At 53.7% G+C, this 18,808-nt stretch carries 18 protein-coding genes and 1 tRNA gene; 6 read left to right on the top strand and 13 right to left on the bottom strand.

Annotated features, from left to right (window positions below):
• Window positions 1-13 precede the first annotated feature (13 nt).
• The 5 genes from pgpB (at window position 14) to yciH (ending at window position 3,666) form a co-directional block, all read left to right on the top strand.
• Window positions 14-778: a phosphatidylglycerophosphatase B gene (gene pgpB, locus OGV79_RS15820; RefSeq protein WP_110494204.1), complete on the top strand. Its 765-nt coding sequence runs from the start codon at window positions 14-16 to the stop codon at window positions 776-778.
• A gap of 150 nt (window positions 779-928) precedes the next feature.
• Entirely contained in the window at window positions 929-1,237 is a 309-nt protein-coding gene (locus tag OGV79_RS15815; protein WP_286468693.1) for a LapA family protein, read from the top strand.
• Window positions 1,238-1,243: 6 nt separating this feature from the next.
• Window positions 1,244-2,413: a lipopolysaccharide assembly protein LapB gene (gene lapB, locus OGV79_RS15810; protein WP_012132243.1), complete on the top strand. Its 1,170-nt coding sequence runs from the start codon at window positions 1,244-1,246 to the stop codon at window positions 2,411-2,413.
• A gap of 189 nt (window positions 2,414-2,602) precedes the next feature.
• Complete coding sequence (gene pyrF, locus OGV79_RS15805; protein ID WP_286468692.1) at window positions 2,603-3,340, top strand: orotidine-5'-phosphate decarboxylase; 738 nt, start codon at window positions 2,603-2,605, stop codon at window positions 3,338-3,340.
• Entirely contained in the window at window positions 3,340-3,666 is a 327-nt protein-coding gene (gene yciH / locus OGV79_RS15800; protein ID WP_012132245.1) for a stress response translation initiation inhibitor YciH, read from the top strand. Before pyrF ends, yciH begins: the two co-directional genes overlap by 1 nt.
• Before the next feature lie 112 nt (window positions 3,667-3,778).
• Here the strand turns inward: yciH and osmB are convergent, their stop codons facing one another.
• From osmB to fabI, 7 genes are all read right to left on the bottom strand, one after another.
• Window positions 3,779-3,997: an osmotically-inducible lipoprotein OsmB gene (gene osmB / locus OGV79_RS15795; protein ID WP_012132246.1), complete on the bottom strand. Its 219-nt coding sequence runs from the start codon at window positions 3,995-3,997 to the stop codon at window positions 3,779-3,781.
• Window positions 3,998-4,276: 279 nt separating this feature from the next.
• Window positions 4,277-5,029 carry a DNA-binding transcriptional regulator YciT gene (gene yciT, locus OGV79_RS15790; protein ID WP_230032092.1) on the bottom strand — a complete coding sequence of 251 codons (753 nt, stop codon included), beginning with the start codon at window positions 5,027-5,029 and terminating at the stop codon, window positions 4,277-4,279.
• An 88-nt stretch (window positions 5,030-5,117) separates the two neighbouring features.
• Window positions 5,118-5,300: a YciZ family protein gene (locus OGV79_RS15785; protein WP_024130304.1), complete on the bottom strand. Its 183-nt coding sequence runs from the start codon at window positions 5,298-5,300 to the stop codon at window positions 5,118-5,120.
• Window positions 5,301-5,483: 183 nt separating this feature from the next.
• Window positions 5,484-7,475, bottom strand: a complete 1,992-nt coding sequence (gene pdeR, locus OGV79_RS15780) for a cyclic di-GMP phosphodiesterase (RefSeq protein ID WP_047463555.1) — start codon at window positions 7,473-7,475, stop codon at window positions 5,484-5,486.
• A 248-nt stretch (window positions 7,476-7,723) separates the two neighbouring features.
• Window positions 7,724-9,658 (bottom strand): exoribonuclease II, encoded by a 1,935-nt coding sequence (locus tag OGV79_RS15775; RefSeq protein ID WP_047463557.1) that lies wholly within the window; start codon window positions 9,656-9,658, stop codon window positions 7,724-7,726.
• An 88-nt stretch (window positions 9,659-9,746) separates the two neighbouring features.
• Window positions 9,747-10,904 (bottom strand): carboxymuconolactone decarboxylase family protein, encoded by a 1,158-nt coding sequence (locus OGV79_RS15770; RefSeq protein WP_104868613.1) that lies wholly within the window; start codon window positions 10,902-10,904, stop codon window positions 9,747-9,749.
• Window positions 10,905-11,147: 243 nt separating this feature from the next.
• Entirely contained in the window at window positions 11,148-11,936 is a 789-nt protein-coding gene (gene fabI, locus OGV79_RS15765; RefSeq protein ID WP_024130306.1) for an enoyl-ACP reductase FabI, read from the bottom strand.
• Window positions 11,937-12,413: 477 nt separating this feature from the next.
• On the opposite strand from fabI, the gene OGV79_RS15760 reads away from it, so the two are divergent.
• Window positions 12,414-12,489 (top strand) — tRNA-Thr (locus OGV79_RS15760).
• A gap of 109 nt (window positions 12,490-12,598) precedes the next feature.
• Here OGV79_RS15760 and OGV79_RS15755 read toward each other — a convergent pair.
• From OGV79_RS15755 to sapA, 6 genes are all read right to left on the bottom strand, one after another.
• A complete protein-coding gene (locus tag OGV79_RS15755; protein WP_052194490.1) occupies window positions 12,599-13,432 on the bottom strand; it encodes an SdiA-regulated domain-containing protein in 834 nt (277 codons plus the stop codon).
• Between the two features lie 85 nt (window positions 13,433-13,517).
• On the bottom strand, window positions 13,518-14,324 hold the full coding sequence (gene sapF, locus OGV79_RS15750) for a peptide ABC transporter ATP-binding protein SapF (protein ID WP_286468691.1): 807 nt from the start codon (window positions 14,322-14,324) through the stop codon (window positions 13,518-13,520).
• Window position 14,325: 1 nt separating this feature from the next.
• Window positions 14,326-15,318 carry a peptide ABC transporter ATP-binding protein SapD gene (sapD, locus tag OGV79_RS15745; RefSeq protein WP_012132257.1) on the bottom strand — a complete coding sequence of 331 codons (993 nt, stop codon included), beginning with the start codon at window positions 15,316-15,318 and terminating at the stop codon, window positions 14,326-14,328.
• The gene (gene sapC / locus OGV79_RS15740; protein ID WP_012132258.1) at window positions 15,318-16,208 is read right to left on the bottom strand and encodes a peptide ABC transporter permease SapC; all 891 of its coding nucleotides are present in this window, start codon (window positions 16,206-16,208) and stop codon (window positions 15,318-15,320) included. The genes sapD and sapC overlap by 1 nt, the downstream gene beginning before the upstream one ends.
• Window positions 16,195-17,160: a peptide ABC transporter permease SapB gene (gene sapB, locus OGV79_RS15735; RefSeq protein WP_047463560.1), complete on the bottom strand. Its 966-nt coding sequence runs from the start codon at window positions 17,158-17,160 to the stop codon at window positions 16,195-16,197. The genes sapC and sapB overlap by 14 nt, the downstream gene beginning before the upstream one ends.
• A complete protein-coding gene (sapA, locus tag OGV79_RS15730; protein WP_049008172.1) occupies window positions 17,157-18,800 on the bottom strand; it encodes an ABC transporter substrate-binding protein SapA in 1,644 nt (547 codons plus the stop codon). The genes sapB and sapA overlap by 4 nt, the downstream gene beginning before the upstream one ends.
• Window positions 18,801-18,808 lie beyond the last annotated feature (8 nt).

Here is an 18,808-nt window from a genome sequence, read left to right as displayed (position 1 = left end):
GAAAGGAGAGGTCATGCTTTCGATTGCGAAGCGCACAACCGTAGGCGCTGCTCTGTTGCTTGTGATGCCGGTTAGCGTATGGATTTCAGGCTGGAACTGGCAACCCGGACACTCGGTCTGGTGGTTAAAATCCTTATACTGGGTGACAGAAACGGTGACGCAGCCGTGGGGAATTATTACGCATGTGCTTCTGTGCGCCTGGTTTCTTTGGTGCCTGAGATTTCGCCTGAAAGCCGCAATGATGCTTTTTGCTATTCTGGCCGGTGCGATCCTGCTGGGTCAGGGGGTAAAATCGCTGGTGAAGGAGCGGGTGCAGGAACCCCGACCCTTTGTTATTTGGCTGGAAAAAACGCACCATATTCCCGTTGATGAGTTCTACACTTTAAAACGTAAAGAACGCGGGCACTTAGTCAAAGAACAACTGTCCGGGCAGCAGGATATTCCGGCTTTTCTGCGTCAACACTGGCAAAAAGAGACCGGATTCGCGTTTCCTTCCGGGCATACCCTGTTTGCCGCAAGCTGGGCGTTGTTGGCGGTAGGACTATTATGGCCGCGCAGGCGTACCCTTACGATTGCGATTTTGTTAGTCTGGGCGACAAGTGTTATGGGCAGTCGCCTGTTGTTGGGTATGCATTGGCCGCGCGATTTAGTTGTCGCGACGTTGATATCCTGGCTTCTGGTGACGCTGGCGACCTGGTTTGCTCAGCGCATTTGCGGGCCGCTTACGCCACCCGTTGAAGAGGCTCGCGAGATAGCGCAGCGGGAGCAAGAACGTTGACGGTGGTTGATTTTCCGTAATTTGCCCTTAAATCATGAGTGGACAGAACGCTTTTCCGTTTCGCGCGCGTCGCGAAAATGGTAATTTAAAGGGCTGAATGCGGTAAGTTGAACACGATTTATTCGCTCAAACCACATAACGGGAAGTAATGTGAAATATTTACTCATTTTCTTACTGGTGTTGGCGATTTTTGTTATTTCGGTGACATTGGGTGCGCAGAACGATCAACAGGTAACGTTTAATTACCTGCTGGCTCAAGGGGAGTACCGTATTTCTACGTTGCTTGCCGTTTTATTTGCCGCAGGCTTTGCTATTGGTTGGCTAATTTGCGGCCTGTTCTGGCTGCGTGTTCGCGTCTCCCTGGTGCGTGCCGAACGTAAAATCAAACGACTGGAAAACCAGCTTTTGCCTGCGACCGACGTTGCGGTATCTGCCGATTCGTCGGTTGTGAAGGAATAATCATTTATGCTGGAGTTGTTGTTTCTGCTTTTACCTGTAGCGGCAGCCTATGGCTGGTATATGGGTCGCAGAAGTGCGCAACAAACAAAACAGGACGAAGCTAACCGTCTTTCTCGCGACTATGTGGCGGGGGTTAACTTCCTCCTGAGTAACCAACAGGATAAGGCGGTGGATCTGTTCCTCGACATGCTGAAAGAGGATACCGGCACCGTTGAGGCTCATCTCACTCTTGGAAACCTGTTTCGCTCTCGCGGTGAAGTAGACCGCGCCATCCGCATCCACCAGACCTTAATGGAAAGCGCGTCGCTGACTTATGAGCAGCGTCTGCTGGCTGTGCAGCAACTGGGGCGTGATTACATGGCGGCCGGGTTGTATGACCGGGCGGAAGATATGTTCAACCAGCTCACGGATGAAACGGATTTCCGCGTAGGGGCGTTGCAACAGCTGTTGCAAATTTATCAGGCGACCAGCGACTGGCAGAAAGCGATTGATGTGGCAGAGCGGCTGGTGAAGCTCGGCAAAGACAAACAGCGCATTGAGATCGCACATTTCTATTGTGAACTGGCGCTGCAACAGATGGGCTGCGATGATATGGATCGCGCCATGACGTTGCTGAAAAAAGGCGCCGCCGCAGACAAAAACAGCGCCCGTGTTTCTATCATGATGGGCCGTGTGTTTATGGCAAAGGGGGAATACGCCAAAGCGGTGGAGAGCTTACAGCGGGTTATCTCCCAGGATAAAGAACTGGTCAGTGAAACGCTGGAGATGTTGCAGACGTGCTATCAGCAGCTTGGTAAAAATGATGAATGGGCGGAGTTCTTACGTCGGGCCGTGGAAGAAAACACCGGTGCCGCCGCTGAGTTGATGCTTGCCGATATTCTGGAAGCGCGGGAAGGGCACGACACTGCGCAGGTCTATATCACTCGCCAGTTACAGCGCCATCCGACCATGCGGGTGTTTCATAAGCTGATGGATTATCACCTCAATGAGGCAGAAGAAGGGCGCGCGAAAGAGAGCCTGATGGTGCTGCGTGATATGGTCGGTGAGCAGGTGCGCAGCAAACCACGTTATCGCTGCCAGAAGTGTGGGTTTACCGCCTATACCATGTACTGGCATTGTCCTTCCTGCCGGGCGTGGTCGACGATTAAACCTATTCGCGGTCTCGACGGGCAGTAGTTTTAAAAAAGTCTGCACTTTAGTTACAACATACTGTTGGTTTTTACTTGGCCCTCACGCTGGCATCCGGGCAATATCGCCTCGCAGAGGTACAATCGCGCCTGTTCATTTTGCCCTTGCGCAGGTAGAATGCACGCCGTTTACCCATTTCGCGCCGCACCCGGTGCCCATCATCAAGAAGGTCTGGTCATGACGTTTACTGCTTCATCTTCTTCCCGCGCTGTTACCGATTCTCCTGTCGTTGTTGCTCTGGATTACAATAATCGTGATAACGCGCTGGCTTTCGTCGACAGAATCGACCCGCGTGATTGCCGCCTGAAAGTCGGCAAAGAGATGTTCACGCTGTTCGGCCCGCAGTTGGTTCGTGATTTGCAGCAGCGCGGCTTCGATATCTTTCTTGACCTGAAATTTCATGATATTCCAAATACCACGGCACATGCCGTTGCGGCGGCGGCAGATCTGGGCGTATGGATGGTTAACGTCCATGCGTCGGGTGGGGCGCGAATGATGACCGCAGCGCGCGAAGCCTTACTGCCGCTGGGTAAGGATGCGCCATTGCTGATTGCGGTGACGGTACTGACCAGCATGGAAGCTAGCGATCTGGCGGATCTTGGCGTGACGTTGTCACCGGCTGAGCATGCGGAACGTCTGGCGCGCCTGACGCAAAATTGCGGGCTGGATGGCGTGGTCTGCTCGGCGCAGGAAGCGGTGCGCTTTAAGCAGGAATTTGGCTCAGAGTTTAAACTGGTAACGCCGGGTATCCGTCCTCAGGGGTCTGACGCTGGCGATCAGCGCCGCATCATGACGCCGGAACAGGCGCTGGCGGCGGGCGTGGACTATATGGTTATAGGACGACCGGTTACGCAGTCTGCTGACCCTGCGCAAACCCTGAAGGCCATTAATGCATCACTGAAACGGGGAGCCTGATGAACAATTCTGACAGCCGTCTGGTCTATTCCACGGAAACGGGCCGGATTGACGAACCGAAAGCGGCGGTTGAACGCCCAAAGGGGGATGGTATCGTCCGTATTCAGCGCCAGACCAGCGGGCGGAAAGGTAAGGGTGTGTGCCTCGTTACCGGCATTGATATGGATGATGCTGAACTGACCAAACTGGCCGCAGAGCTGAAGAAAAAATGCGGCTGCGGTGGGGCGGTTAAAGAGGGAATAATTGAAATTCAGGGCGATAAGCGCGATCTGATTAAATCATTACTGGAAGCCAAAGGAATGAAAGTTAAACTGGCGGGCGGCTAATGAAAAAAGCCACGATAGTTATTTATCGTGGCTTTAAATTTCACTGTGTATATTTAGAGTAAAGACCTGTAAAGAATTATCGTATTATTATTTCGAGCCGGTCGACCGTAGATTATTTACCTACCTGATGGCCGATAACACCACCTACCGCAGCCCCGCCAAGTGTACCCAGCGTGCTACCATCAGTTAAAATGGCACCGCCCAACGCCCCAGCCCCTGCACCGATCGCAGTGTTACGGTCACGTTTAGACCAATTAGAGCAAGCGCTCAGAGACATCGCCAGGGTAATTGCCAGAACAGCGGCGGTCATTTTTTTGCTCGTCATAAACATAATACTTTCTCCTGAATAATTGATTCACGGAAGTAAGTTCTCTTTAATTATAGCTAAAATGATGTTCATTAAAGCCATTAAAGAGACTGTCCGCAAAACCTCGTTGCGCAGGGGTAACAGCTTAAAATCACGCAGGTGATAGTCACTTCCTGTTATATCGCTAATATAAATTTTACGACTTTACCCTGTTAATAACAGGTAAATAGTCTTAATTAGATTGTCGGAAAAATCTCAGAGGGGAGAGATGATTTGCCATCCGGCAAATCATCTGCAATGCGCTCAGGCGCGAGGTTCGATGATGTTCACCGTCAGCCCGGTGCGTTCCAGTTGCATTTGATGGTCCGCACTTATTCTGGAATCGGTGATAACGCGGCTAAAACGTGTTAACGGCCCCAGCGTATAAGGATGTACTGCGCCGAATTTAGAGCTGTCCGTCAGAACAATGGCTTCAGAGCCTTTTTCCAGTACGGCATTAACCACATCCGATCGCATCATGTCCCGTCCGGTAAAACCGGTATCCGACTGCCAGCCATCGATACCGATGAAGGCCTTACTGAAGTGAACCTGCTGGATAAACTGGCGGGTCAATGGCCCGACCATACTTTCACTTTTTTTCTGGTAGATTCCGCCAAGGAGGATCACTTCGCACGGCGTCTCTTTGAGCAAGTGAGCGATATAGCTACTCACCGTAATAATGGTGACATCCTTTTGTTCCGCTAACGTTCTGGCCAGCAGGGCATTGCTGCTGCCGTTTTCAATAAACACCGATTCGCCGGGGCTGACCAGTGATGCGGCAAATTCAGCCAGTTCGCGTTTGAGCGTGTAATTGGTCATCATGCGCGTTTCGACGTCATCGCTGTCCAGCGAGACGGCAAAACCATGCGCACGGCGCAGATAGCTCTGTTTTTCCAGGGTGTTAAGATCCTGTCGGATCGTGACTTCAGAGACGCCGGTGATTTTCGCCAGCTCAGCCACGCTCATCTGGCCTTTATCAATGACCATTTGCAAAATTGATTGTTGTCGGGAATTCATAATTTTAATTTTTATAACGGTATCAGTACCGGGGAGTATAAGGGATGCTGCGTTTCCTGAGTCAGGTGCCACGAAAAGCTCGCGTCACTTAGATCTCCCACGGAGCCCGGGGTTTCGTCGAGGAGGCGTCGGTATCTTCTTTCACCTGACTTAACAACTCCGCTTTAAGAATTTCAAGGTTGTGGATGGCAGAGTGGTAATCGCCAGCAACAAGGATATCCAGCACGGTATCAATGCGTTCGGCAACACGTTGGGCGTCGATATCAGACATGGTTATCATCCTTACGTCAAAAATGTATGAATTTCATGATGCAAAAAATAATGCCAAAAGAGAAGGGGAAAAACAGGATTCGCCAAAACCATTGGGTAATATTATATATTCTGTTATTACATGCAGATAAGTTTGTTATCAGATGTCTCTTACCCTGTCCCGAACGCCTGTTTTTTGCCCATCTCAGCGCATCTTTTTATTCAGATAGCGTTTATACCAGCGTTCAAAAGCGGCGGCGGGCATGGGTTTGGCAAACAGGAACCCCTGCCGCTCGTTGACGCCATTCTTGGTTAAAAACGCATCTTCTTTTGCGCTTTCGACGCCTTCCGCAATCACCTGTAGATTTAACGCCTGCGCTACGGCGACGATCGCGCGTACTAACGATTGCGAAACCGACCGCTTATGAATGTCTCTGACAAACGTCTGATCCAGCTTGACCGCATCAATGGGGAAGCGGGCAAGCTGAGAAAGCGACGAGTAGCCGGTGCCAAAATCGTCCAGATGTATCTGCGCGCCAAGCTGGCTGAATTGCTGGATGACGGTCAGCGCCAGCTCTTCGTTTTCAATCAAACAGCTTTCTGTCAGTTCGACATCAATCGGGCAATATTCGAAGTTCAGTTCATGAAGCACCTGCTTCAGGTCGGTAAAAATAGTTTGATCCGCGAGCTGGCGGGCGGATACATTCACCGCGACGCGCAGGTTGATGCCTTTGCTGCGCCATTTGGCGACCTGCCGTACAACATCCATCATCACCCATCGCCCCAGCGGGACAATCAGCCCAGACTCTTCGGCGTAGGAGATAAACTCCAGCGGGGGAATTAACCCGCGTTCCGGTGATTGCCAGCGCACCAGCGCTTCGAGGCTACGGACTTCGCCGCGCCAGGTCATCTTCGGCTGGTAGTGGATCAGGAGCTGATCGTTTTCCAGCGCTTTGCGCAGATTTGTATCCAGCCAAAGATACTCAAAGACGCGCTGGTTCATCTCAGGAGAGAACACGCAAAACTGTCCACGTCCGCCTTCTTTCGCGGTGTACATTGCGGTATCCGCATTACGAATCACGCTTTCGCTGTCATGCCCATGCTGCGGCGCAAGGGCGATACCGATAGAACAGCCGGTATACACCTCGATAAGGCCAATGCGAAAGGGTTGACGTAAGCGTGTGAGAATTCGCGATGCCATGGCCTCCAGCGACCCTTGCGAAGTCTGCGTGGCGAGAACGATGAATTCATCGCCGCCGAGGCGGGCCAGCAGTTGATTCTCCTCAAGGCAACTCAGGATCGCCAGCGAGACGGCCTGTAGCAACTGGTCTCCAAACATATGCCCGTAGGCGTCGTTCACCCTTTTGAAGTTGTCCAGGTCCAGATAGACGATACCGACCTGATTGTCGCCCGCGTTTTCAATGGCATCGTTAATCAGCTCATGAATGGCATTCCGGTTAGGCAGCCCGGTGATTGTGTCCGTATTCGCCAGTACGCGTAAACGCTCCTGCGTACGCCGCTCCTCGGTAATGTCGGTGCCTGAACAGATTAAAAAGATTTCGTTCTTACCGCTGCCGCTATGGACAAATTTATTCCGAAACAGAAACAGGCGCTGGCCTTTGCGGGTCTTTACCCAGCGTTCGATCTCATAAGAGTTGCCGTTGCGGAAAAAACCGCTGATGTTGCGCCTGGAGGCCGCGGCTTCGCGCCGGCTCATAAATAATTTGAAGACGCTTTGCCCAATGACGTCATGTTCTTTTAACCCGGTGTATTCTTCGCAAAGACGGTTAAAACGCTGGATATTCCCGCGGCTGTCAAGGATCACGATCGCTGAGTTGGCCTCTGATACCACCTGCTCGGCAAAGGAGAGTCCCAGAACGGCCTCCTGCGTATCTGAGGGCGCATCATGCCAGACCGATACGTTTCCTGCCCATTCGCGCTTGTTGATTTTTCGCCCGACAAGTTGCACGGGAACGGCATTATGTTCACCGGGAAGGGTGAGTAACAGGCTTGACGTGATGACGGTCATCTCCCGGATGCGGTCAGCCTGCTCGGAAGATAACGCAACGGTCTGGTCAGCGTCGGCAGCCTCAGTCGCGGATAAACGCAGGGTGTCGCAGTCATCCGATAAACGCCAGTAAGGGCTATGGGTTCCCAAATCGCTAAACAATGAAACAGGCTCCAGAACGTCTTTCATGATGCTTACCATCCCGTTTAAAGCGCATACAGCCTCAGGAGAAAGGTTAGCCATGATTCGTACGAGGTAATTATGGCTGAACATATTGTTTTACTTATGTATTTATATGTAATCCAGATTCAGAAAAAAGCATAGCGAGCGGATAAAAATAATTCTGAACGGATGAGTGAAGTGTAGCGTGAGGTGGGTGGAGCGGGCAGAAAAAAAACGGCCTTTCCGGTTAAAGAAAGGCCGCTACATCAAAAACGTCAGGCGACAGGCCGGGCGATAATGCTACGGGTTTCCATGCGAACTTCCGCGATCGTTACATCGATCACATCCGTCACTTTGTATACCGTTTCACCTTTGATCTGCACGGTGCCGCTTTCCTGGCTGCAAACCAGCTCGTCACGTACGGCATGCAGGAACGGCGCCGGGATAAAGGCCATTGCGCCATTATCGACCAGGCGAACGCGCATCCCGCCGCGGCTGATATCAACGATTTCCGCCGCAAAGCGTGTTTCTGTACCGGCTTTATCATTCAGGAAGCGCGCATATAACCAGTCTCCGACGTCACGTTCCGCCATACGGTTCAGGCGGCGGCGTTCAGCCATCTGCTGCGTTGTCTCTTCCTGCGGACGCGCGATGGTTTCGCCTTTGATGACGGCTTTCAGCAGGCGGTGGTTAATCATGTCGCCGTATTTACGAATCGGAGAGGTCCAGGTCGCATACGCTTCCAGACCCAGTCCGAAGTGAGGGCCCGGTTCGGTGCTGATCTCTGCGAATGACTGGAAGCGACGAATACGGCTGTCCAGGAAACCGGACGGTTGGGCATCCAGCTCGCGGCGCAGTTTGCAGAAGCCTTCCAGGGTTAATACGTCTCCTGCGTCAACGTGCAGGCCATGCGTTTTCAACAACGCTGCCAGCGCGTCGGCGTTGGCCGGGTCGAAGCCCATGTGAACGTTGTAAATACCAAAGCCCAGTTTGTCGCGCAGCACGCGGGCGGCGCAAATGTTTGCCGCGATCATGGACTCTTCCACAATGCGGTTCGCAATGCGGCGAGGTTCCGCGACGATATCCAGCACTTCGCCTTTCTCTCCAAGAATAAAGCGATAGTCCGGGCGATCTTTGAACACCAGCGCATGGTTGTGACGCCATTCGCCACGGCTCAGGCAAATGCGCTGGAGCAGGCGGATCTGTTGGGCGATAGCGTCACTCTCAGGCTGCCAGCTGCCGGTATTTTCCAGCCAGTCGGAGACATTGTCGTAGGCCAGTTTGGCTTTCGACTTGATCGTGGCCGCAAAGAAGGTGATGTCATCTTCAATAGTGCCGTCGGCGGCAATGGTCATGCGGCAGGCCAGTGCCGGACGAACTTCCTGCGCGCGCAGGGAACAGAGGTCGTCAGACAGTTCGCGCGGCAACATCGGGATGTTGAAGCCCGGCAGATAGTTGGTAAACGCCCGGATTTTTGCGATGTTATCCAGCTTGCTGCCTTCCGCAATCCACGCGGTCGGGTCAGCAATCGCAACCGTCAGTTGCAGCTTACCTTCGCCCAACTCTTGCGCATAAAGGGCGTCATCCATGTCTTCGGTGCTGGCGCTGTCGATAGTGACAAAATCCAGCTCGGTCAGATCCTGGCGTACCAGACCTTCATCAAGCATTTCTGTCGCCGCGCCGTTCGGCGCTTCTTTTTCGAGATTATGGCGAGCCAGCGTGACCCACCACGGTACGAAGTGGTCGTCGGCGAAGGTGATAAACTGGGTTAACTCGGCGTAGAAAGAGCGGTCGCCTTTCAGCGGATGACGGCGCATTTCAGCAACGGCCCAGTCACCCTCTTTAAATTCGTGTTCCACGCCACGGGCGGCACGGCATGGGATAGCGTCTTTCAGCAACGGATGATCCGGTACGATGGACAGACGATCGTTTTTACCCTGGATTTTGCCCACGAAGCGGGTCAGGAACGGCTCGATCAGTTCTTCTGGCTCGGCGGACTCGCGTTCTTTTTCCGTATGGATCACCGCGACAATGCGGTCGCCGTGCATGACTTTTTTCATCTGCGGCGGCGGGATGAAATAACTTTTTTGTGCATCGACTTCCAGGAAGCCAAAGCCTTTTTCCGTGGCTTTTACCACCCCTTCAGCACGCGGCGTCTGGGAATGTAGTTGCTGTTTAAGCTGCGCTAGCAGCGGGTTGTCCTGAAACATAATTGTCTATTTTCGTGGCCAAAAGAGCGGCTGACAGTTTTACGCGATTCTGCCTGGCGCAGCAAGCGCTCTTTCAGTAAAGGCGCGGTTAATGTGTTTCGCCCAACGCGATTTTTAAACGGTTCAACCAACCGCACAATCCGCACCAGCCCAGCAAGTTGACGGCCTGTTCCAGTGACGCCCCTTGTTCGAGTAACGGCGTGAATTGCGCAGCGCTAAAACGATCGGGCGCCCTGGTCAGCCATTGTATCGCTTGCGTGACAGGACGCTCAACCGGATGTTGGCTTTCCCAGTGCTGTATCTCCCGTTCACCCCGGCGGAACACCGAAATGGTCTCTGCCCATTCGCCCGCGTGGCGTGACTGTTCATTAAAACAGGCGACGCTGCCATTGATGCGTGACGTGAGCAGCGTGGCGAGCGGGAGCGACGCCGGTGGCGCATCCGTACGCAGGGCGCTGGTGAGCAGTGTGCCAAGTAAAGAAAGCAGGGCGGGTTCGTGAACCAGGACTGGCGCGAGCGTCAGCAGTTCTGCAACCGGCTGATGGTGAGACAGGCACTCCAGCTGTTCGGCGCTGGCGTAACGTATTTCCACGCCTTCCTGAGCCGGGTGCCATTGCGCGTCCTTTTCCTGGAAAAGCTGCGCATCGGCGAATTGCTGTATATCCAGGCCCGGCACCCAGCGGACGGGGTGTCCATGATAAGCCTGGAATATTGCCACGACGCGCGCCTGAAAACCCACAAAACCAATAATCTGGTTTATCAGAATGATGTCGCAGGTCGTCAGACCCACATCGTCAAGATGCTGGCGGTCGCGGGCATTAATGACCGCAGGGGAACTGGCCAGTTGACGCGCGTATTGCGTGATTTGCGCCAGTCGGTGGTTACTCTCCCGGGAGGAGTCCGGGCCGGGAAGCGGGGTCAGTCGCGCGGCGTAATGGTTACAGAGCCGCTGTACGCCATAGACCTGGGCAACGGTCAATGCGGTACTCATCCGTTCATAGGCGCTGAACGTGTGGAGACGATTCTGTGTGACGCGCTCGGGAAAGAGGCGTTGAGCAAGTTGACGGGCAGGGTGCAACCAGGACTGAAAGGGTAAAAGCACGTCTTCGGCGATCGCTAAATCCAGCAGAAAACTGTCCTCGACGTTCGCGGCTTCCGGCACCAGCGGGAGAACCTCTTGCGGATAAGTGCTGGACTGAGTTTCATGATACCAGTGGCTTTTGCCTTCAATTCGGCGTTGTTCCATGGGCGTTCCTTGGTCTAAAAGTGGCGACCCGGACACGTCGTCGTCGAATCACGCCGGATCGTTTTCGCTGCATTATCCTGGCGTAAGCAAGAGAGGGGATAAAAGATTGTTAGGTGATAATAAATATCAGAATGATATATACCGCGATGCGACAGCGCGCGAAGAATGGAAGGGGGTGAAAGGCGTCATCAGTGAAGGGAATAATGGGCGACGCTGCGCCGCCCATTGCGGGAAGTGAAACGATTATTTCAGTTCCAGTTCGTTCATGGCTGCGATGCTGAAACCGCCGTCGACGTGAACGACTTCACCGGAGATACCGGCAGACAGATCAGAGCACAGGAAGGCGGCAGAGTTGCCCACATCTTCAATGGTAACGGTGCGGCGAATCGGCGTAACCGCTTCGCAATGCGACAGCATTTTACGGAAATCTTTGATGCCGGACGCGGCCAGAGTACGGATCGGACCTGCGGAGATTGCGTTAACACGAACACCTTCCGGGCCCATCGCGTTAGCCATGTAACGCACGTTTGCTTCCAGAGACGCTTTTGCCAGACCCATGACGTTGTAGTTCGGGATTGCACGCTCAGCACCCAGATAAGACAGGGTCAGCAGGGCGGAACCCGGATTTAGCATGGTACGGCAAGCTTTTGCCATCGCCACAAAGCTGTAAGAGCTGATGTCGTGCGCGATTTTAAAGCCTTCACGGGTAACGGCATTCACATAGTCGCCATCCAACTGATCGCCAGGTGCGAAGCCGATAGAGTGAACGAAACCGTCGAATTTCGGCCAGACTTTACCCAGCTCGGCAAACATAGCGTCGATGCTGGCATCTTCAGCCACATCACACTGCAACACGATGCTGGAATCCAGTTGAGCGGCAAACTCTTCCACGCGGCCTTTCAGTTTGTCGTTCTGGTAGGTGAACGCCAGTTCAGCTCCTTCGCGGCGCATCGCCTGAGCGATACCGTAGGCGATGGACAATTTGCTGGCAACACCCGTTACCAGAATGCGCTTACCGGAAAGAAAACCCATAGCTTTAATCCTTATAGTCATTACTTATTTTTTGCTTTTAATATCAATAAATTAAAAGCAACATTTCAAAGTTATTCGAAATTAGCTCGAAATTATATCCCACTCACAGCCCTTTGTGTCACGATATTTTTCCGTCATTTCCCGTGACTTAGCTCCGGGGCGGCGCAGGACGAGCCTGTTTACTTTCGATATTTTCCTGCATCCGTCCAGTATATCACCCGCTATCAGGTTCGCCTCATCCAACCAGCACGAGCGGGCGACGCGCTGCGAATATAAGGGATAAATACATTTGGACGAATCATAATGGTTGCATGACTAATTCTACTTATGTATTATTCGCAGCCGGTTCGTTATGACGCGTAAGTGCGTGATAACTCACAAGAACCGTCAAACCGCCATTAGCTCATCTGGAAGAGCGAACGACATTTGTTGTGGGTGTTGTAGGGAACGGGGTTCGAGGCCTCGATGGCGGCCCAGGCCGACTTAGCTCAGTAGGTAGAGCAACTGACTTGTAATCAGTAGGTCACCAGTTCGATTCCGGTAGTCGGCACCATTTCAAACGTTTCCAATGTTTTCTGACTTCATAAAAGCCCGCGTATCGCCGTTTCTTCTCTCCCGTCAAAACCGCGCTTCAACGGGAAAGAAGAGTCTGAACTTACGGTTTACCTGCCAGTCGAGACCTTTTCAAATCGATAAAACAGGTTCGGCTCACTCATAATATAAATGTTGCCGGCCTTATCCATCGACACGCCTTCAGGTTGCGGGATATCTTCCTCAAGACCATTTTCGCCCTGCGTTAATGACATCCGGCGCAGCACATTGCCGTTCAGGTCTATCTCTGTCAGGCTGCGTGACTCATCAGATAAGATCAGCAGATGTTCACCGTGGATGTGAAGGGCGGAGATATCGTCTACGTCCAGATTTTTAATCAGATCATCCAGCGGGACGATCTCAGAAAAACGAGTAAGGCCACCGTCGCTTTGGGTTCGGTACAGCATGACCGGTTTACGTTCTTTGGCGAAATAGAGTTCATTTCGTCCGGCCATCCAGGCAATGCCTTCGATTCCCCGGTTGCGCGCGTTCTCAAACAGGTCTGTTTCTATTTTTCTCACTGATCTGATGTCCAGATCCTGGCTGAGCTGGTAAACATACATCGCAGAGTCTGCTTCATCGACCAGTAAGTATGTCCCGTTACCCGCGTATTCGATTGATTCAGCATCTTTAATCCGATCTGCGATGCTTTTTCTGGCGAGTATTTCTCCATTTTTAGACAGTTTGAGGATGGTGGCGGGTCTGTTGAGGGTGGCGACAAAAACATCTTCTTCGGGCACGTAGCTCAGGGAGGATAAATTGTCGATCCCGGACAACGGTTTTTTGAAGTCCAGAGTGTAGCCGAATGCCGGTTCAGTCTGGTTGTCAGCGCGAGTGAATACGAAAGCGGACGCCAGTAGCATAACCAGCGCCAGACACAGGATCAGCCAAGAATATTTTCTCATGGGCGCTCCTGCATTCGGGGCGCGTGGTGGATGACCAAATGGCCGCTAATTGATTCAGACAACAACATCATAACGCTCCTTCAGGCTAGCGATCTTTTCGCCAGGCGTCGGCGGTGAGGGCTTCGCCGAAGTGTCCTGCGATCAAACGGCGGGTGAGTTCATGTAACGGAGAGACGAGAACATCAGCAGTGCTGCCGCGTTCGACCACTTCGCCCTGGTGCATGACCAGCACCTGATCGCTGATGTGTTTCATCATCCCCAGATGCTGAGTGACGTAGATATACGAAATCCCCTGTTTTTCCTGGAGTTCCAGCATCAGGTTGATGAGCTGCGAGCGCATCGACATATCGAGCGAAGCCAGCGCTTCGTCGGCGATGATCACCTTCGGTCGTAAAATCAGGGCGCGGGCTAATCCCAGACGCTGTTTCTGCCCTGGCGCCAGCATGTGCGGATAATAGCTGACGTGGTCAGGGAGAAGGCCGACCATCCGCATGGTTTCAATAATCTGCTTACGTCGCTGCTCCGGTTCCAGATCGGTGTTCAACCGCAGCGGGAAATCCAGAATCTGCGAGATGCGCTGTCGCGGATTGAGTGACGTTGACGGGTCCTGAAAAATCATGCGGATGCGCTGGCTGCGAAACGAGTAGTCGCCATATTTCAGCGGATGATCGTCAATCAGCAGTTCACCGCTGGTCGGCGCGATCATTCCTGCCAGCATTTTCGCCAGCGTGGATTTGCCGGAGCCATTCTCGCCAATAATGGCGAGCGTCTGGCGTTCGCGTAAGGTGAAGCTGAGCGGCTTTACCGCCTCGACGGTCTGACGCCGGAACCATCCTGTACGGTAGCGGAAGGTTTTACTCAGGTTACGCACTTCGAGCAGGGTTTCCACCATGTCACTCTTTCTCCATATTCAGCGGAAAATGACAGGCGTAGAGATGATTCTTCGCCCCGGTCAGACGCGGGGTTTCAATGCATTCTCGTTGAGCATACGGGCAACGCGGCCCCAGACGACAACCTATCGGTAATTGTTCCAGCAGCGGGATTGCCCCTGGCATGGTATTCAGGCGGCTTTTATGCGGCATGGCGCTGCCAAAATCCGGTATCGCGCGGATGAGCGCCTGAGTATAAGGGTGGTGAGGCGTCGCCACCAGATCCTTACTGGGCGCAGTTTCAACCGTCTGCCCGCAATACAGAACGTTAATTTTGTCTGCCCACTGGCTGAGCATTTGCAGGTCATGACTGATCAGCAAAATAGTGGTATTGCTGTTCTGGTTCAGGCGCGTCAGCAGGCGGAAAATCTGCGCCTGGGTGGTGGGTTCCATCGCGTTGGTCGGTTCGTCGGCAATCAGCAAGCGCGGCTGATTGGCGAGCGCAATGGCGATCATGACTTTCTGACATTCGCCATCCGTCAGTTCATACGGAAAACTGCGCATCGCGTCTTTGTGATCTTTAATGCCGACCCGGTGCAACAGTTCAATGGCACGGCGTTTTCGCCAGCCAATACGCTGCCACCAGCGACCTTTATAGGTCCAGGCGGGAATATTCTGCATCAGTTGACGGCCAATGCGCTCCGAAGGATCAAGGCACGACTGCGGTTCCTGAAAGATCATCGACACGTTATGGCCGACCAGTTTGCGACGCTCGCGCGCGGAAAGACGCAGCAGGTCGATATCGTCAAAGCGCATACGGTCGGCGGTGACGCGCCAGTTGTCTTTCGCCACACCGCAAATGGCTTTCGCAATCAGGCTTTTCCCGGAGCCGGATTCGCCGACCAGTCCACGAATCTCCCCTTCATTTAACGTCATGCTGACCCGATCTACGGCTTTAACCCAGTCTTCGCCGGTTTTAAATTCAATGGTCAGGTTACGGATATCCAGTAACGGCATTATTCCACCCCCGCGATAATCGCGCGCCGGATGCCGTCGCCAAGCAGGTTCACCAGCAGAACGCTGATCATAATTGCCGCGCCTGGTAACATCACCGTCCACGGCGCGACATATATCAGCTCCAGCGCGTCGCCGAGCATGGCGCCCCATTCAGGAGAGGGGAGTTGCGCGCCGAGGTCGAGAAAACCGAGCGCGGCGATATCGAGGATCGCCATCGACAACGCGCGGGTGATTTCGGTAATCAGACCGGCGGTAATATTGGGCAGAATGGCAAACCAGAGAATATTGAGCGTGGTGGCACCGTCGAGGCGCGCGGCGATCACATACTCTTTTTCCAGCTCGTCATGCACCATGCTGTAGACCGAGCGCACCATACGCGGCAGCAGTGCGAGCCAGACGGCAAACATTGCGTGACTCAGATGCGGCCCGGCAAAGGCAACAACGATAATCGCCAACAGCAACGACGGAATAGAGAGCAGGGTGTCCAGAATATGGTTGAGTACGGCGGAGCGTAAGCCGTGTGTAGCCCCGGCGACAACGCCCAGAATCAGGCCGCACAGCGTTGCCGCCAGCGTGACGATAAACGCGCCGCCGACGGTGGGCGCCGCGCCGCTCAGCAGGCGACTTAAAACGTCACGCCCCAGATCGTCCGTCCCCAGAAAAAACGAGACTTCGCCATAGCGCGACCAGGACGGCGGCAGCAACTGGTAGCCGAGGAACTGCTGATCGATGCCGTAGGGAGCAAACCAGCTGCCAAAAATACACAGCACCACCAGACCTGCGCAGCCGTAAAGACCGACCATCGCAGAAGCGTCGCCATAAAATTTGCGCCAGGCAGTGCGCAGTGTTCCCGGTGGGCGCTTTTCGCTGTACACACTATCGTAAGGCATACCATTCCTTATGTTTCAGAGGGTTAGCCATAGCACCCAAAATATCAGAGATCACGTTGACGATAATCACCAGCGAACCAACCACCATTACGCCTGCGGAAATAGCGGCGTAGTCCTGCTGGCGGATAGCGTTGATCAACCAGCGTCCCAGCCCCGGCCAGCTAAAGACCATCTCGGTGATCATCGCCAGCGTCAGCATGGTGGAAAACTGCAAGCCGAGACGCGGGATCACCGGCGGCAGCGCGTTGTGCAGCACATGCCGACGCAGAATCGTCAGCCGTGACAGACCGCGCGTCGCCGCTGCCTTCACGTAATTCTGGTCATACACTTCAATAGTGCTGATGCGCATCAGACGAATCACTTCCGTGGTGGGGGCGACGGCCAGCGTCAGCACCGGCAATACCATGTGACGTACTGCGCTCATCACCATCTCATCGCGCCAGGGCGAGTCGGAAATCCAGGCATCAATAATGGCGAAACCGGTGACCGGCTTCACTTCGTAAAGCAGATCAAAACGACCTGATACCGGCAGCCAGCCGAGCGTGAGCGAGAAAAACAGCGTCAACAGCAGCGCCAGCCAGAAGACCGGAATCGAAAATCCCACTAAGGCGAGGGCGCTGATGAAACGGTCTGGCCATTTATTCCGCGTTACGCCTGCCAGCATCCCCACGGGGATTCCGACCATCAGGGCAAAGCCGAAAGCGAGAATGCACAGCTCCATCGTGGCGGGAAAAACCTCTTTGAGCTGTTCGGAGATCAGCTGGCCGTTAATGCTGGAAACGCCAAAATCCCAGTGGATCAGGCTGTTAAACCAGAAAACCCAGGCGTTCCACAGCGATGCGCCCTGTAATGGCGCATGGGGCGTGAAATAGCTCAGGCTAAAGCCGATAAAGGTCAGAAAGAACAGCGTGACCAACAGCAGCAGAAACCGACGCAGGGTGAAAATAATCATGGTTTTTTCACCTCATCTTCTTTTTCCCGCGAAACACCGGCAAACGAGGCGTTACCAAAGGGACTTAAAACCAGTCCTTTAATATCATAGCGATAAGCCTGTAAACGCAGCGAGGAGGCGAGCGGCAGTATCGGCAGCTCTTTTGCCAGAATATTTTGCGCTTCATCATACGCGTCAATACGCGCCGCAAGCTGCTGGGACGAGAGCGCTTTTCGCAGAATGCCGTCAAACTCAGGATGGCACCAGTGTGCAAAGTTGGTCTGCGAGTTAATGGCGGCGCAGCTCAGCAACGGCCTGAAGAAGCTGTCTGGATCGTTACTGTCGGTTGCCCAACCGGACAACGTCAGATCATGGTTCATGTCCATCAACCGCGCCTCCTGGAAACGACCTTCTACCGGAACAATCACCACTTTTACGCCGACCTGCGCCATATCCGCCTGGATCAGCTCGGCGGTTTTCAGCGGGCTGGGGTTCCAGGCCTGGGAACTGGTCGGCACCCACAGCTGTAGCGTTAAGTTTTCCAGCCCCAGCGCTTTCAACTGCTCGCGGGATTTAGCCGGATTGTATTCTGTAATTTTAGCCTCGTTGTCATAGGCCCACGAGGCGCGCGGCAAAATAGAGGCGGCGGTTTCCGCTGTACCGTAGTAGATCGACTGCATCAGCCGCTGGTTGTTGATCGACAACGCCAGCGCATGGCGTACGGCGGGATTATTCAGCGGCGGCTTATCGGTATTAAAGGCCAGGTAGGCGATGTTCATACCGGGGCGCAGCGTCAAACGCAGGCGCGGATCGTCGCGCAGAATCGTGAGCTGACTGGCAGCGGGCCAGGCCAGCACATCGCATTCGCCGGTGAGCAATTTCGATAAACGGCCTGTGCCGCCGGAGCCTAAGTCAACCACCACCTGCGGCATCAGCGGTTTACCACGCCAGAATCCCTCATGACGTTGCAGACGAATATATTGTCCGGCGCGATATTCCGAGAGCTGGAACGGGCCGGTGCCGACCGGCTGGCGGTCAATCAGTTCCGGGTGATCCTGCTTTGTCAGCTGCGCCGCATATTCCGCTGACATGACCGACGCATAGTGCGTCGCCAGATGCCATAAGAAGGAGGCGTCTGGTTGGGTCAGGCGAAATTCGACAATATTGTTGTCCAGCTTACGCACGCTCTTTACGTTATCGGCAAACTGCAAACTGTCGAAATAGGGAAAACTGCCGCCGTTAACGTTATGCCAGGGATGTTTGCGATCAAAAATGCGCTCGAAGGTAAACACCACGTCATCCGCGTTCAGCTTGCGGGTAGGGGTGAACCAGGCGGTCTTCTGGAAAGAGACGTTGCGACGCAGGTGGAAACGGTAGGTCGCGCCGTTGTCCAGCACTTCCCAGCTTTCTGCCAGTTCCGGCACCAGACGATAAGTATAAGGGTCCACATCCAGCAGTCTGTCATACAGCTGGGCGGCAAGCGTATCAACGATCAGGCCACTGCTCGCTTTTTGTGGATTGAAGGTGTTGACCTGCCCACTGACGCAATAGACAAAACCGCTGTCGCGAATATCAGCATGCATAGTCGGTTCAGGCGCAGCCGCAGCCTGACCACTCAGGAGTCCAGCCATCACGATCAGAGACGATAAAACCAGGCGCATAATTTTTA

The sequence above is a fragment of the Citrobacter sp. CK185 genome, from assembly GCF_030333565.1.
Classification (GTDB): Bacteria; Pseudomonadota; Gammaproteobacteria; order Enterobacterales; family Enterobacteriaceae; genus Citrobacter_B; species Citrobacter_B koseri.
This window is presented reverse-complemented; position numbering and strand designations above follow the sequence as displayed.

Coding starts and splice junctions, on each gene's coding strand:
- yciT (WP_230032092.1), bottom strand. CDS start 5,029: ATGAATTCCCGACAACAATCAATTTTGCAAATGGTCATTGATAAAGGC.
- OGV79_RS15770 (WP_104868613.1), bottom strand. CDS start 10,904: ATGGAACAACGCCGAATTGAAGGCAAAAGCCACTGGTATCATGAAACT.
- sapB (WP_047463560.1), bottom strand. CDS start 17,160: ATGATTATTTTCACCCTGCGTCGGTTTCTGCTGCTGTTGGTCACGCTG.
- sapD (WP_012132257.1), bottom strand. CDS start 15,318: ATGCCGTTACTGGATATCCGTAACCTGACCATTGAATTTAAAACCGGC.
- yciH (WP_012132245.1), top strand. CDS start 3,340: ATGAACAATTCTGACAGCCGTCTGGTCTATTCCACGGAAACGGGCCGG.
- OGV79_RS15785 (WP_024130304.1), bottom strand. CDS start 5,300: ATGTCTGATATCGACGCCCAACGTGTTGCCGAACGCATTGATACCGTG.
- pdeR (WP_047463555.1), bottom strand. CDS start 7,475: ATGAAAGACGTTCTGGAGCCTGTTTCATTGTTTAGCGATTTGGGAACC.
- OGV79_RS15755 (WP_052194490.1), bottom strand. CDS start 13,432: ATGAGAAAATATTCTTGGCTGATCCTGTGTCTGGCGCTGGTTATGCTA.
- sapF (WP_286468691.1), bottom strand. CDS start 14,324: ATGGTGGAAACCCTGCTCGAAGTGCGTAACCTGAGTAAAACCTTCCGC.
- sapA (WP_049008172.1), bottom strand. CDS start 18,800: ATGCGCCTGGTTTTATCGTCTCTGATCGTGATGGCTGGACTCCTGAGT.
- osmB (WP_012132246.1), bottom strand. CDS start 3,997: ATGTTTATGACGAGCAAAAAAATGACCGCCGCTGTTCTGGCAATTACC.
- pgpB (WP_110494204.1), top strand. CDS start 14: ATGCTTTCGATTGCGAAGCGCACAACCGTAGGCGCTGCTCTGTTGCTT.
- pyrF (WP_286468692.1), top strand. CDS start 2,603: ATGACGTTTACTGCTTCATCTTCTTCCCGCGCTGTTACCGATTCTCCT.
- lapB (WP_012132243.1), top strand. CDS start 1,244: ATGCTGGAGTTGTTGTTTCTGCTTTTACCTGTAGCGGCAGCCTATGGC.
- sapC (WP_012132258.1), bottom strand. CDS start 16,208: ATGCCTTACGATAGTGTGTACAGCGAAAAGCGCCCACCGGGAACACTG.
- OGV79_RS15775 (WP_047463557.1), bottom strand. CDS start 9,658: ATGTTTCAGGACAACCCGCTGCTAGCGCAGCTTAAACAGCAACTACAT.
- fabI (WP_024130306.1), bottom strand. CDS start 11,936: ATGGGTTTTCTTTCCGGTAAGCGCATTCTGGTAACGGGTGTTGCCAGC.